We start from the raw sequence: 11414 nt of genomic DNA on the forward strand, positions 1-11414 counted from the left end.
CCTCTTGCATTTCGGGCCGCGATGCGCTTCCTGCGGCCTGAGCCAAGGAAGGGGACAACCGATGAAAGTGCGCGTGCATGTGATGCTCAAGGCCGGGGTTCTGGATCCACAGGGCGAGGCGGTGCGCCATGCGCTGGGCGCGCTGGGCTTCGAGGGCGTCTCGGGCGTCCGCCAGGGCAAGGTGATCGAACTGGACCTCGCCGACGGCACACCCGACAGCACCATCACCGAGATGTGCGAAAAGCTGCTCGCCAACACGGTGATCGAAAGCTATCGCTTCGAGACTGTCTGACCGGACCTGGCCGCGCGGCCGCCGCGACCGGACTTGCCGGGAGACCCGGCACCGACTACGACACCTGCGTCACCCGTGAAAGGATCGTCCCGATGAAAGCCGCTGTCATCGTTTTCCCCGGATCGAACTGCGACCGCGACCTGGCCTGCGCTTTTCGCAACGCCGGTCTTCAGGTCGACATGGTCTGGCACAAGGACACCGCGCTGCCGGCCGGCGTCGACCTTGTCGGCATTCCGGGCGGGTTCTCCTTTGGCGACTACCTGCGCTGCGGCGCCATCGCCGCCAATGCGCCGATCATCGGCGCGGTCAAGGCCCATGCCGACCGCGGCGGCTATGTGCTGGGGGTCTGCAACGGCTTCCAGGTGCTGACCGAAACCGGGCTGCTGCCGGGCGCGCTGCTGCGCAACGCCGGGCTGAAATACATCTGCCGCACGGTCGGCCTGCGCGTCGAGGCGCCCAGCGTCTTTACCGAGGGCTACGAGGCCGGGTCCGAGATCGCGCTGCCCATCGCGCACCATGACGGCAACTACTACGCCGACACCGCGACGCTGGACGCGCTGGAGGCCGAGGACCGCGTCGCGTTCCGCTACACCGACAATCCCAACGGCTCGGCCCGCGACATCGCCGGCATCCTGTCGGGCAACCGCCGGGTGCTGGGCATGATGCCGCATCCCGAGCGTGCGAGCGAAGCCGCGCATGGAAACCAGGATGGTGCGCGCCTTTTCGCGCATCTTGCGACGGCGTTGACGGCCGCCTGACTTGAGGCAAACGCCCGCGCGGCCTATCCTGCCCCGCATGGCTTCATCCAGCACCAATTCCGGATCCCGCCGCGCCGGCCCCTTTTCGGGGCGGGCGCGCATTGCGCTTGTGCTGTTGCTGCTGGCGGCGGTGGCCACCGTCTGGGTGACCAACTGGCTGCTGACCGAACGCTTTACCGAAACCACCCGCAACCGGGCCGAGCTGCGTCTGGCGCTCTATTCCGGCAACCTGGTGTCCGAACTGCGCCGCAACGCCATCGTGCCGCAGCTGCTGGCGCGCGACCCGGCGCTGATCACCGCGTTGAACGCGCAGGACTATAGCCAGAGCTCGCAGCGGCTGATCTCCTTCGTGGACGAGATCGGCGCCGCCTCCCTGATGCTGCTGGACCGCGACGGCCGCACCGTGGCTGCAACCGACCGCAACCGCCTTGGCGAGGCGCACCGCGAGGCGGCCTATTTCGTGGATGCGCTGCGCTCCAACACCACGGTGTTCACCGCGCTGCCGCAGGAAACCAACAACTACAGCTTCACCTACGCGCGCCGCATGGAAAGCGCGGGCGAGACGGTGGGCGTGATCGTGGTCGAGGTGGACCTGGCCAAGTTCGAACGCGCCTGGGCCGGCATCACCGATGCGATCATGGTCACCGACTCCGAGGGCGTGATCATCCTGTCGACCGAACCGCGCTGGCGCGGGCTGACCATCGAAGACGCTCTGATGCAGCAGCCGCCCAGCAGCGCCATCGAGCGGGCGATCCAGGCGACCACCGACTGGACCGCGCAGAACGCCGACGCCTACCTGCGCGGCGAGGCGGTGATGCGGATCGACGGGCGCATCTCGTTCCGCGGCTGGACGCTGATCACCTTCACCACCTATGCCTCGGTGCGCGAGCGGGTGAACGCGGTGCTGGCGCTGGAGATCATGGGCTTTGCCATCCTGGCGGCGCTGGTGTTCTACGCGCTGTCGCGCAAGACCGCGCTGCGCATGGCCTTTTTCCAGCGCGAATCCGTCGAGCTGCGCGCGCTGAACGCCCGCCTCCAGCGCGAGATCGCCGAACGCGAGCGCGTGCAGAAGAACCTCGCCGTGGCCGAGCAGAGCCTGGCGCAAAGCTCCAAGCTGGCCGCCCTGGGCGAGATGTCGGCCGCCGTCAGCCACGAGCTGAACCAGCCGCTGGCGGCGATGAAGACCTACCTCGCGGGCGCGCGCCTGCTGTTGCGCCGCAACCGCCCCGACGAGGCGCTGTCGGCCTTTCACCGCATCGACGATCTGATCGAACGCATGGGCGCCATCACCCGCCAGCTGAAAAGCTACGCCCGCAAGGGTCAGGAAAAGCTGAGCCCGGTGGACATGACCGACGCGCTGGCCTCGGCGCTGTCGATGATGGAACCGCAGCTAAAATCCCGCCGGGTCAAGATCACCCGCATCCTGCCCGACACCCCCGTCCGGGTGATGGGCGACCGGATGCGAATCGAGCAGGTTCTGGTCAACCTCTTGCGCAACGCGCTTGACGCCACCAAGTCTGTAGATGACCCCCAGGTCGAGATCATCCTCGCCGCGGGCGAGACCGCGACACTCAGCGTGCGGGACAATGGAACCGGGATCGAGGATCTCGATGCGCTTTTCGAACCTTTCTACACCACCAAGCAACCCGGGGATGGAGTCGGCCTTGGCCTTGCCATCTCCTCCGGGATCGTCTCGGACCTTGGCGGCCGTCTCACCGCCCGCAACGGCGAGGACGGCGGCGCCGTCTTCGAGATGCAACTGCCGGTCCTGAACGAATCCACAGAAGCAGCGGAGTAAACTGCCCATGGCCAATGCAATGAAGATCGCCATCGTGGATGACGAACAAGACATGCGCCAGTCCATCAGCCAGTGGCTGGCCCTGTCGGGCTATGACACCGAAACCTTTGCCAGCGCCGAAGAAGCCCTTGGCACGCTCAACGCCGATTACCCCGGCATCGTGATCAGCGATATCAAGATGCCCGGCATGGACGGCATCCAGCTGTTGAAAAAGCTGATGGGCACCGACAGTTCGCTGCCGGTCATCATGATCACCGGCCACGGCGACGTGCCGATCGCGGTCGAGGCGATGCGCATCGGCGCGTTCGATTTTCTGGAAAAGCCGTTCAACCCGGACCGCATGTCCGAGCTGGCCAAGAAGGCCACCAACCAGCGCCGCCTGACGCTGGACACCCGCGCGCTGCGGCGCGAACTGGCCGACGGCGGCCAGATCATGAGCAAGCTGATCGGCGCGTCCGGCGCGATGGAGCGGCTGCGCGAGGACATCCTGGATCTGGGCCAGGCCGACGGCCACGTGCTGATCGAGGGCGAGACCGGCACCGGCAAGACGCTGGTGGCGCATGCGCTGCACGCCGTGGGCGCGCGCGCGGGCAAGAAGTTCACGCTGGTCTCCTGCGGGGCGATGGACGAGGACGCGCTGATGCGCCGCCTGTTCGGCCCGATGCAGCCCGACGACACCCGCCTGCCGGCGATCGAAGAGGCGCGCGGCGGCACGCTGGTGCTGGAGGACATCGAGGTGCTGTCGGACGCGGCCCAGGCCCGTCTGCTGTCGGCGATCAACGACCAGGGCACGCCGCCGGAAACCCGCATCGTCGCGATTTCCAACCTCCAGGAAGAAGGCCGCACCTGCGAACAGGCGCTGCGCCCCGACCTGTACTACCGCCTTGCGGCGCTGCGCATCGTCGTGCCGCCGCTGCGGTCGCGCGGCGAGGACATCCTGACGCTGTTCACCCGCCTGTCGGAATCCTTTGCCGAGGAATACGGCTGCGAGGCGCCCAAGGTCTCGGCGCAGGAGGCGGCGCAGCTGTTGCAGGCGCCCTGGCCGGGCAACGTGCGCCAGCTGATCAACCTCGCGGAACGCGCGGTGCTGCAATCGCGCCGGGGGCAGGGCACCATCGCCTCGCTGCTGATGAGCGATCACGACGACATGCAGCCGGTCATGACCACCGAGGGCAAGCCGCTCAAGGAATATGTCGAGGCCTTTGAACGCATGCTGATCGACAACACCATGCGCCGGCACAAGGGCTCGATCTCGGCCGTGATGGACGAGCTGTGCCTGCCGCGCCGCACCCTGAACGAAAAGATGGCCAAATACGGCCTGGCGCGCGCCGACTATCTCTGATGCCGCGCGCGGGCGATCTGGAGAGCTTCTTTTCCGATCCCCGCTGGGGGGCCGAAAAACGCGCCTTGCGCGCCGTCCTTGCCGGTACGCCGCTGGTCGAGGCGTTGAAATGGGGGCAGGCCTGCTATGGCTACGAGGGATCCAACGTGGCGATCATCGGTGGGTTTTCCGATGGCTGCCGGCTGGCCTTTTTCAAGGGCACGCTGATCGACGACCCCGAAGGCGCGTTGATCCTGACCGGTCCCAATTCGCGCGCGTCGAAGTATTTCAGCTTTCAGGACGTGGCCGAGATCGAGGCGCGGGCCGGGCAGATCACCGACTATGTCACCCGCGCCATCGCGGTCGAAACCTCGGGCGCGCGGGTGCAGTTCGCCAAGGATGACCTGGATTACCCCGAGGAGCTGACCGCGCAGCTGGAGGCGGACGAGGCGTTTCGCGCCGCCTTCGAGGCGCTGACCCCGGGGCGGCGGCGTGGCTACCTGCTGCATTTCGGGGGCGCGAAACAGGCCGCGACACGCACCGCGCGGATCGACCGCCATGCCCCCCGCATCTTGCAAGGCAAGGGGATGCAGGACCGCTGAGGTGTAACGAAAAAGGGCCCCAACGGGGGCCCTTTTCATCCGCTGCCGGTGCTGTCAGTGCAGCAGGCGGCCCATCGCTGCGGCGACATCCGCCATGCGCGCCGAAAAGCCCCATTCGTTGTCGTACCAGGCCAGCACGCGCACCATCCGCCTGCCCACCACCTTGGTCTGGTCGGGGGCAAAGATCGAGGACTGCGTGGTGTGGTTGAAGTCGATCGAGACCTTGGGCTCCGGATCGTAGGCCAGCACCGCGCCCATGCGGCCGGCGGCGGCCTCGGCCACCACCGCGTTCACGTCCTCCACGGTCACGTCCTTGTTCGCGTAAAAGGTCAGGTCGACCGCCGAGACATTGGGCGTGGGCACCCGCACGGCCGACCCGTCGAGCTTGCCCTTGAGGTTGGGCAGCACCTCGCCCAGGGCCTTGGCCGCACCGGTCGAGGTAGGGATCATCGCCATGGCGGCGGCGCGCGCGCGGTACAGGTCCTTGTGGCGGCGGTCCATGGTCGGCTGGTCGCCGGTGTAGCTGTGAATCGTGGTCATGATGCCCGATTCGATGCCGATTGCCTCGTCCAGCACCTTGGCCAGCGGTGCCAGGCAATTGGTGGTGCAGGACCCGTTCGAGATCATCGTCTCGCCCTTGGCCAGGTCGCGGTGGTTGACGCCGTAGACCACGGTGCGCTGCACGTTCTTGGCGGGGGCCGAGATCAGCACCGATTTCGCGCCGTGCGCCAGGTGCGCGCTGGCCTTGATACCGTCGTTGAACTGGCCAGTGCATTCCAGCACCACGTCGCAGCCGCCCCAGTCCAGCGCGTCGAGGTCGTAGGACGACATCACGTCGATCGGGCCGCGGCCCAGGTCGATGGCGTTGTCCTTGACCGTCACGCTGCCGGGAAATCGGCCGTGCACGCTGTCGTAGCGCAGCAGGTGAGCGTGGGTGTCGATCGGGCCGGGGGCGTTGATCCGGACAACCTGAACGTCATTGCGCGCGGATTCGGCGATGTGCGCCAGGGTGCAGCGGCCGATCCGGCCAAATCCGTTGATGCCGATGGTGACGGTCATGTCGGTCTCCTGAAAACGATTTCGGCATTGGTATACGAATGCATGCCCGGAAGGGAAAGGCGGGAATGTGTTCTTCGTCAGTATGTTAGCGATAAAAGTGCAGGCATGTTGCGTGGTGGCGCTAACCGCGGCGCGACGTTTGCGTTAACGTGCTGCATCGCAGCGAATCCGCGGGCCAGGACGGCAACAGTCCGGCGCGGAACTGCGCGCGGGGGCTGGCGGCTTGCGGTTCGGGCGCGAGGCGGTAGGTTTGACCGAGGCAGAACAGGGAGAGCGGAATGAGCGGCCTCTTGGCACTTCTCGACGATGTCGCGGCCATCGCCAAGGTGGCGGCCGCGTCGGTCGACGACATCGGCGCGGCAGCGCTCAAGGCGGGATCCAAGACCGCCGGCGTGGTGATCGACGACGCGGCGGTGACGCCGAAATACGTGCAAGGCTTTGAACCGGCGCGGGAGCTGCCGATCATCTGGCGGATCGCCCGCGGGTCGTTGATCAACAAGCTGGTCCTGCTGATGCCCGCGGCGCTGCTGATGGCGGCCTACGCGCCCGGGATGGTCTGGCCCTTGCTGATCCTCGGCGGCTGTTATCTCTGTTACGAGGGGGCGGAAAAGATCGTGCACGCGCTGACCGCCCATGACGCGCATTCCGGCGGCCCGGACGGCAGCCACGACGTGGGCGACCCGCTGCACCTGGAAGAGACAAGGGTCAAGGGCGCGATCAAGACAGACTTCATCCTGTCGGCGGAAATCATGGTGATCACGCTGTCGGTGATCGAGGCGCCGAATTTCTACATGCAGGCGGCGACCCTGGCCGTGGTGGCCACGATGGTGACGCTGGCGGTCTACGGCGCGGTCGCGGTGATCGTGAAGATGGACGACGTGGGCCTCTGGCTGAGCCGTACCGCGAACTTTGGCCTGACGCGGGCTTTTGGCCGGCTGATCGTGCGCTTCATGCCCTGGCTGCTGAAGTTGCTGACCATCGTCGGCACGGCGGCGATGCTCTGGGTGGGCGGGTCGATCATCGTGCATTCCTCGCACGAGATGGGCTGGCACTGGCCCGAAGAGACGATCCACCATGTCGCCGTGGCGCTGGGGCAGGGGCAGGCCGCGCTGGAATGGGGCGTGACCGCCGGCATCGACTTTGTGCTGGGTCTTGTCGCCGGGCTGTTCCTGATCCCGGTGGGCACGACGGTGGTCGCACCGCTCTGGGCGCGGCTGTTCGGTGACGAAGACGCCAAGGCGCATTGACCGGCCAAAACGCAAGCGGCGCGCCCGGATCCCGGACGCGCCGCCGCAATGTGATGCACCCCCCTGTTACGGAGACAGTTCCGAGCTGGCGTCGAAGGCGGCGGTGAAACCGGCCAGCGACATGGCCACGGTCACCTTCTGGTCCGGCGCCACAACCGGAACGATGGTGATCTCGGCGATCTTGCCGGCCTTGAAGCGGGTGATGTCCTCGGCGGTAAAGCCGACGCGGGCAAAGCAGCCCTGCACCGTGCAGAACGAGAAATCGTAACGCTTGGCCTCGCGGCCGTCGACCGAGATGCTCAGTTTCTGGGTCAGCAGGGTTTCCAGCGGCACGGTAAAGGTGCCCCCGGCGATGGCCTGCCCGCCGCCCTTCAGGCGGAACAGGTTGACCTCGGCGACGCTGGCGCCCTGGCCGTCGTCCAGCAGCTGGTACATCTGGCAGATCTCGCGGGTGTCGTCGACCTTGAGGCAGCGCAGTTCCCAGTCGGTGAAGACCTCCTTGACGTAGGGCTCGGGGATGGCCGGTGCGGCCGGCGTTCCCAGGTCCAGTCCGGTGTCGGCGGCCGGGGCGGCCGGTGCGTCGCCTTCGGCGGTCTGGGCCTGGACGGCGCCGGCGGCCAGCGCGGCGATCAACGACAGAAGGATAAGCGGCTTTTTCATGACGTCCTCTGAAATCGGGTCAGTGCTTTTGCTTCGATTAACATGCGGGCGCAGGCGTGTCAGGGAGGAAATCACCGCGCGGGCGGAGGATTTGGGCGGATTGCCGCGCGGTGCGGAGACCGCGTCCGGACGCGGACAGACGCGGTGATGCGGCACCGGCGAGACCGGCCTGCGGACCACCTGGACCGCACCCGGAAAAGGAAAGGGGCCCGTAGGCCCCTTTCCATTTCACTCCCTGTCGGACCGGCCGACTTTGTCATTGGTCAGGACGCTACGAAAAGGAACAGGCGCGGTCAACAGGCTTTCGCATGTTCTTTCGAGTAGAGAACATGCATTTTTGCGTGAAGAAAAAAGCCGCGCCCGAGGGCGCGGCCAGTCTGACAGGGAGGAAGTCTGCCCGGGGCAGGAGAGGACATGTCGCCCCGAACAAGAAACACTATGGCATCAAATGGTTAAGGATGTATGTTCGGTTCAGGACAAAGGGGGCAGAGCCATGCAGCAGGGCATTTTCGTAGGCGGCGCGGGGGCGGACTACGCCGAAAAGCAGTATCTTTCCCTGGGGTATGCCAACCGCCACGGGCTGATCGCCGGGGCGACCGGCACCGGCAAGACGGTGACGCTCCAGATCCTTGCCGAGGGCTTCTCGGCCGCCGGTGTGCCGGTCTTCATGGCCGACGTGAAGGGGGATCTTTCGGGCCTCGCCATGGCCGGCAGCGAGAGCCACAAGCTGCACGCGCCCTTTCAGGAGCGCAGCGCGAGAATCGGTTTCGACGATTTCGCCTACGCCGCCTTCCCGGTCTGTTTCTGGGATCTTTTCGGCGAGCAGGGGCATCCCGTCCGCACCACCGTGGCCGAGATGGGGCCGCTGCTGCTGGCCCGTCTGCTGGAGCTGTCCGAGGCGCAGGAGGGCATCCTCAACATCGCCTTCCGCCTGTCGGACGAGGAGGGACTGCCGCTGCTGGACCTGGCCGACCTGCGGTCGATGCTGGCCTGGCTGGGCGAGAACCGGACCGAACTTTCGCTGCGCTACGGCAACATCTCGGTCGCCTCGATCGGGGCGATCCAGCGCCGCCTGCTGGTGCTGGAGAACCAGGGCGGCGCGGGTTTCTTTGGCGAACCGGCGCTGGACCTGTCGGACATGATGCGCATTGCGCCGGACGGGCGCGGGCAGGTTAATATCCTGGCCGCGGACAGGCTGATGGCCAGCCCGCGGCTCTACGCGACCTTCCTGCTGTGGCTGCTGTCCGAACTGTTCGAGGAACTGCCCGAGGTGGGCGACCCCGAGAAACCCAGGCTGGTGTTCTTCTTCGACGAGGCGCACCTGCTGTTCGACGACGCACCCAAGGCGCTGGTCGACAAGGTCGAGCAGGTGGCCCGCCTGATCCGCTCCAAGGGCGTCGGCGTCTATTTCGTCACCCAGTCGCCGGACGACATCCCCGAGGACATCCTGGGCCAGCTGGGCAACCGCGTGCAGCACGCGCTGCGCGCCTTCACCGCGCGCGACCGCAAGGCGCTGCGCCTGGCGGCCGAGACCTACCGCGAGAACCCCGCCTTTGACATCGAGGAGGCGATCCGCACCGTGGGCGTGGGCGAGGCGGTAACCTCGTTCCTGGAGCGCAAAGGCGCGCCGGGCGTGGCGCAGCGCACGCTGATCCGCCCGCCGTCGTCGCAGCTGGGCCCGATCACAGCGGCGCAGCGCGGCGGGGTGCTGGCCTCCTCCGGCCTGTCGGGGAAATACGACAAGACGGTTGACCGTCGTTCCGCGCACGAGATGCTGCTGGCGCGCGCCGAGGCCGCCGCCAAGGCGGCAGAAGAGGCCGAGCGAGCAGAGGAGCAGCAGAAGGCCGAGGAGCGCGAGTACAGCGCCGCGCGGCGCTATTCCGGCACCCGGGTCAGCCGCTCGACCTCGAAGCCGGCACGCAAGGGCAAGAGCTTTGGCGAGGCGATGGGCGACATGGTGATGAAGGAGCTGACCGGCACCACCGGGCGGCGCATCGTGCGCGGCGTGCTGGGTGGGCTGTTCAAGGCGCGGTAGGCCAGATGTTCGGACAGGCCCGAATGGCCCCGTTTTGACAGTGGCAACGGCAGGGATCTGGTAGGCCCGGCAGGACTTGAACCCGCAACCAAGGCGTTATGAGCGCCCTGCTCTAACCAATTGAGCTACAGGCCCACCGTGCGCCTTTCACTACCATGGTCCCGTTGCGCGTCAAGCGCCCAGGAGTTGGGTCAGACCGAACATCAAGGCCAGAAGGACCAGAAACACCGGCACCCATCCGATGGTCGCGCGCAAGACGCCCGAGACCTTGCCCCAGCGCAACAGATCGGCGATCTCGATACATCGCGCGGCTGAGGGGGGGTCCGTTTCATGCATCATCGCCACCGCGCGTCGTGTGTAATCGGATTTCTGCGTCTGCCAGACGGTCAGTGCCCAGACCACGTGGACCAGGGTCGGCAGCAAGGTGGTAAAGGCCATGGCCCAGAGCGTAATACCCTGCCAAGAATCGGCGCGTGCGGTCGCCCAATAGCTGCGCCAGTCAAAGGGCAGGGAGGCCGGGTGCAGGACGGCCCAGACTTCGAGAAGCAAGACCATGCCGGTCAGCAAGGCGGCAAGACAGGCCAGGCCCGCCAGCAGGTCAACCACAAAGTGCAGGAACAGACCCAGGTGCCCAGGCCGGGTGGTCGACATGTGAGTCAGGAATCCTCGCGTGATCGCCAGAGAGAGGAAATCGGCGACGGAATTGGCGACTGGCAGCAGAACATAGAAGAACAGGAGGATTGCCGCGATTTCGATATTGCCGGCACCGCCAAAGGCGAAAGTAACGGCAACGATAAAGGCACCGACTGCGGCAACGCCAACGGCAACGGTACCGGCAAAGACAAGGGCAAAACAAAAGCCAAAGACCATGGCGACGACACCTGCACCGGCGGCAACGGCACCGGAAAAGGCGCTGGCAGCGGCAGCGCCAAACACAACGGCGCCTCCAAAGGCAACGGCACCGGCACCCGCAGCGGAAACGGCAAGAAGCTCGATCACCCGCGCAATCGCTTTCGACACAAAACCGGTTCCGCGGGTGTCAGGATCAACAACTTGGACAACACCGTCATGCACAAGATGGGCAAAACGCTCTGCTTTGGCGAAGATCCAACCAGCAGTGACGAACCCCGCCAGTGCAAGACCCCCTCGCCAAAGGCGTTCGGTCCAGTCCGGAACGTCGTGAAACAGGGGAACTCCGCCCGGCGCCGTGTGATTGACAAGGACCCATGCCAGCAGCGACGCCGCGATCGGATAGACAAAGGCCAGCGTCAGGCATCGCCCCAGGGCGCGCTGGCTGAGTGGAGGAACATAGAACCGCTGCGCCCAATCCAGCACCCGGTCCAGCGTATTGAAGTACCCGGAAGCCGCCCTGCACTCGTGGTCCGCGATCAGCCGGGCGCGGTACTCCGGATCGGCGGCGTAATGCTCCAGCCGCCGCCCCCAACCGGACCAGAGCGCCACGCAGAGCCCGGAAAACAATCCCAGCGTCAGCACAAGGCTCCAGTCTAGGGTCAGGACTCATAGCCAGAACATGACGATGGCCGCGAGGGCGCATGCCGAGAGGAAGACTTTCGGGCACCTGTCGTAGCGGGTTGCGATGCGCCGCCAGTCCTTCAGGCGGGCAAAACTGTTCTCGATCTTG

10 protein-coding genes, 1 tRNA gene and 1 pseudogene are annotated in these 11414 nt (G+C 66.2%); 7 read left to right on the plus strand and 5 right to left on the minus strand.

Annotation, left to right across the window (positions count from 1 at the left end):
- Positions 1 to 61 precede the first annotated feature (61 nt).
- From purS to MAA8898_RS25110, 5 genes are all read left to right on the plus strand, one after another.
- Positions 62 to 292 (plus strand): phosphoribosylformylglycinamidine synthase subunit PurS, encoded by a 231-nt coding sequence (gene purS, locus MAA8898_RS25090; RefSeq protein ID WP_094023758.1) that lies wholly within the window; start codon positions 62 to 64, stop codon positions 290 to 292.
- 92 nt (positions 293 to 384) lie between these two features.
- Positions 385 to 1050 (plus strand): phosphoribosylformylglycinamidine synthase subunit PurQ, encoded by a 666-nt coding sequence (gene purQ, locus MAA8898_RS25095; protein ID WP_094023759.1) that lies wholly within the window; start codon positions 385 to 387, stop codon positions 1048 to 1050.
- A 37-nt stretch (positions 1051 to 1087) separates the two neighbouring features.
- Positions 1088 to 2848 (plus strand): sensor histidine kinase, encoded by a 1761-nt coding sequence (locus MAA8898_RS25100; RefSeq protein WP_094023760.1) that lies wholly within the window; start codon positions 1088 to 1090, stop codon positions 2846 to 2848.
- A 7-nt stretch (positions 2849 to 2855) separates the two neighbouring features.
- Positions 2856 to 4190, plus strand: coding sequence for a sigma-54-dependent transcriptional regulator (locus MAA8898_RS25105; protein ID WP_094023761.1), 1335 nt, complete (start codon positions 2856 to 2858; stop codon positions 4188 to 4190).
- A complete protein-coding gene (locus MAA8898_RS25110; RefSeq protein ID WP_094023762.1) occupies positions 4190 to 4771 on the plus strand; it encodes a YdeI/OmpD-associated family protein in 582 nt (193 codons plus the stop codon). Before MAA8898_RS25105 ends, MAA8898_RS25110 begins: the two co-directional genes overlap by 1 nt.
- A 54-nt stretch (positions 4772 to 4825) precedes the next feature.
- On the opposite strand, the gene gap is transcribed toward MAA8898_RS25110, so the two are convergent.
- On the minus strand, positions 4826 to 5830 hold the full coding sequence (gap, locus tag MAA8898_RS25115) for a type I glyceraldehyde-3-phosphate dehydrogenase (RefSeq protein ID WP_094023763.1): 1005 nt from the start codon (positions 5828 to 5830) through the stop codon (positions 4826 to 4828).
- A gap of 278 nt (positions 5831 to 6108) precedes the next feature.
- Between gap and MAA8898_RS25120 the strand changes: the two genes are divergently transcribed.
- Entirely contained in the window at positions 6109 to 7077 is a 969-nt protein-coding gene (locus tag MAA8898_RS25120; RefSeq protein ID WP_094023764.1) for a DUF808 domain-containing protein, read from the plus strand.
- 66 nt (positions 7078 to 7143) lie between these two features.
- Here MAA8898_RS25120 and MAA8898_RS25125 read toward each other — a convergent pair whose 3' ends face one another.
- Positions 7144 to 7737 (minus strand): invasion associated locus B family protein, encoded by a 594-nt coding sequence (locus MAA8898_RS25125; protein ID WP_094023765.1) that lies wholly within the window; start codon positions 7735 to 7737, stop codon positions 7144 to 7146.
- Positions 7738 to 8230: 493 nt separating this feature from the next.
- On the opposite strand from MAA8898_RS25125, the gene MAA8898_RS25130 reads away from it, so the two are divergent.
- Positions 8231 to 9772, plus strand: coding sequence for a helicase HerA-like domain-containing protein (locus tag MAA8898_RS25130; protein WP_094023766.1), 1542 nt, complete (start codon positions 8231 to 8233; stop codon positions 9770 to 9772).
- Between the two features lie 58 nt (positions 9773 to 9830).
- On the opposite strand, the gene MAA8898_RS25135 is transcribed toward MAA8898_RS25130, so the two are convergent.
- From MAA8898_RS25135 to MAA8898_RS25145, 3 genes and pseudogenes are all read right to left on the minus strand, one after another.
- Positions 9831 to 9907 (minus strand) — tRNA-Ile (locus tag MAA8898_RS25135).
- A 36-nt stretch (positions 9908 to 9943) separates the two neighbouring features.
- Complete coding sequence (locus MAA8898_RS25140; protein ID WP_094023767.1) at positions 9944 to 11266, minus strand: polysaccharide deacetylase family protein; 1323 nt, start codon at positions 11264 to 11266, stop codon at positions 9944 to 9946.
- A gap of 24 nt (positions 11267 to 11290) precedes the next feature.
- A pseudogene (locus MAA8898_RS25145) lies at positions 11291 to 11414 on the minus strand (IS5/IS1182 family transposase); the annotation flags it as partial.

This window comes from Antarctobacter aquimaris (assembly GCF_900184945.1).
Lineage (GTDB): Bacteria > Pseudomonadota > Alphaproteobacteria > Rhodobacterales > Rhodobacteraceae > Maliponia > Maliponia aquimaris.

Coding starts and splice junctions, on each gene's coding strand:
- purS (WP_094023758.1), top strand. CDS start 62: ATGAAAGTGCGCGTGCATGTGATGCTCAAGGCCGGGGTTCTGGATCCA.
- purQ (WP_094023759.1), top strand. CDS start 385: ATGAAAGCCGCTGTCATCGTTTTCCCCGGATCGAACTGCGACCGCGAC.
- MAA8898_RS25100 (WP_094023760.1), top strand. CDS start 1,088: ATGGCTTCATCCAGCACCAATTCCGGATCCCGCCGCGCCGGCCCCTTT.
- MAA8898_RS25105 (WP_094023761.1), top strand. CDS start 2,856: ATGGCCAATGCAATGAAGATCGCCATCGTGGATGACGAACAAGACATG.
- MAA8898_RS25110 (WP_094023762.1), top strand. CDS start 4,190: ATGCCGCGCGCGGGCGATCTGGAGAGCTTCTTTTCCGATCCCCGCTGG.
- gap (WP_094023763.1), bottom strand. CDS start 5,830: ATGACCGTCACCATCGGCATCAACGGATTTGGCCGGATCGGCCGCTGC.
- MAA8898_RS25120 (WP_094023764.1), top strand. CDS start 6,109: ATGAGCGGCCTCTTGGCACTTCTCGACGATGTCGCGGCCATCGCCAAG.
- MAA8898_RS25125 (WP_094023765.1), bottom strand. CDS start 7,737: ATGAAAAAGCCGCTTATCCTTCTGTCGTTGATCGCCGCGCTGGCCGCC.
- MAA8898_RS25130 (WP_094023766.1), top strand. CDS start 8,231: ATGCAGCAGGGCATTTTCGTAGGCGGCGCGGGGGCGGACTACGCCGAA.